This is a genomic window from Aquincola tertiaricarbonis (genome assembly GCF_000969605.1).
GTDB lineage: Bacteria > Pseudomonadota > Gammaproteobacteria > Burkholderiales > Burkholderiaceae_C > Aquincola > Aquincola tertiaricarbonis.
This window is the reverse complement of record NZ_JZUE01000083.1, coordinates 1-711: the sequence shown is the minus strand read 5'-3', so window position 1 is coordinate 711 and position 711 is coordinate 1. Positions and strand designations below refer to the sequence as shown.

Here is a 711-nt window from a genome sequence, read left to right as displayed (position 1 = left end):
CACGCTGCAGGTGGGCAACGGCGGCACCACCGGCACGCTGGGCGGCGGCGCGGTGGTCAACAACGGTGCGCTGGTGTTCAACCGCAGCAATGCGCTGGCGGTGGGCAATGCCATCAGCGGCAGCGGATCGTTGACGCAGGCGGGCACCGGGCTGCTCACCTTGTCGGGCGGCAACAGCTACGGCGGCACCACCACCGTGAGCGGCACCGGCGGCCTGACGCTGCAGGGCGGCAGCGCCATCGGCGACGGCAGCGCGGTGCAGGTGGATGCCGGCACCACGCTGACCATCGACACCAGCGAGACCATCGGCTCGCTGGCCGGCGCGGGCACCGTGGCCCTGGCCACCGACCAGGCGCTGAGCACCGGCGGCAACAACACCAGCACGCTGTTCAGCGGCAGCATCACCGGCAGCGTGACGGTGGCCAACACGCTGCAGCTCATCAAGCAGGGCAGCGGCAGCTTCACGCTGACCGGCAGCAACAGCTACGCGGGCGGCACCAGCATCGCGGCCGGCGGCAGCCTGCAGCTGGGCAACGGCGGCACCACCGGCTCGTTGGCCGGCGGCGCCATCACCAACGACGGCACGCTGATCGTCGACCGCAGCAATGCCATCACGCTGGCCAACAGCATCGGCGGCAGCGGCGCCCTGCGGCAGGCAGGCGCCGGCCTGCTCACGCTGACCGCCGACAACAGCTACGGCGGCGGCACCAC

Annotated in this window: 1 protein-coding gene; it reads left to right on the top strand. The window is 72.2% G+C overall.

The features are described 5' to 3' along the window. Positions 1-711, top strand: a 711-nt coding sequence (locus VO99_RS27505; RefSeq protein ID WP_046116164.1) for an autotransporter-associated beta strand repeat-containing protein, incomplete at both ends; no start/stop codon positions are given.